This window comes from Candidatus Hakubella thermalkaliphila, assembly GCF_013281975.1.
Taxonomy (GTDB): Bacteria; Actinomycetota; Humimicrobiia; order Hakubellales; family Hakubellaceae; genus Hakubella; species Hakubella thermalkaliphila.
On record NZ_BLRZ01000359.1, the window covers coordinates 1 to 823 of the forward strand.

General features: G+C 50.3%; 1 protein-coding gene. It reads right to left on the minus strand.

The window, feature by feature from the left end; translation table 11 throughout:
• Nucleotides 1-189 precede the first annotated feature (189 nt).
• The coding region (istB, locus tag HW443_RS12135) for an IS21-like element helper ATPase IstB (RefSeq protein ID WP_176238321.1) at nt 190-823 on the minus strand (634 nt) is incomplete at its 5' end.

Consider the following 823-nt stretch of genomic DNA (forward strand, 5'->3'; position numbering starts at 1 on the left):
CTCCTCTCCATGATATAAAAGTGGTAAGTTTAGGTCAATGAATTTCCGGTTTTTCCCAGGATTAAATTCAAATTTATCGTAGAGGTTGTGGGAAGTGGGGGAAACTCCGAAGGAGTTTTCCAAGCAGGCTGGGGGAAAATCTTTGATTTTTCCCCAGGATGCGGCACTTTCCACAACCCTTTCCCCCTTTCACTGATTGGGTCCCCCATAACTTTTGCGTAGCGATTCGCCCTTTAACTCTATTCTGAAGGCGCTGTGAACAATCCGGTCACAGATGGCATCGGCAATGGTCGGATCTCCTATCACTTCATGCCACTTTGCCAGGGGAAGCTGGGTGATGACAACCGTTGATCTCCTGCCATGCCGGTCCTCAAGGATTTCCAGCAACGCCAGTCTGCTCTGGGCATCAAGATGCTGTAGGCCAAAATCGTCAACGATCAGCACATCTGCCTTTCCGATCTTTTTCAGCTCTTTCTCATAGCTTCCATCCGCTTGGGCCATTTTCAAATGGGAAAAGAGCTTTATAGCATTGAAATACAGGACCCTGAACCCATAGGCGCAGGCCTGATGCCCCAAGGCCGAGCCAAGGAAGGATTTTCCCACCCCGGTGGGCCCCTCAATGATGATGTCCTGTCCCTTTTCGATCCAGCCGCAGTCTGAGAATCTCAGCATCATGTTCTTGTCCAGGTTTCGAGAGAGCTGGAAATCTATCTGTTCGAAGAAGGCCTGATAGCGGAACCTCGCTTGTTTCATCAACCGCGAAACGACCCTGCTCCGCCGGTCATCCCACTCGGTATCCACCAGATGGGCAATAAGCTCATCT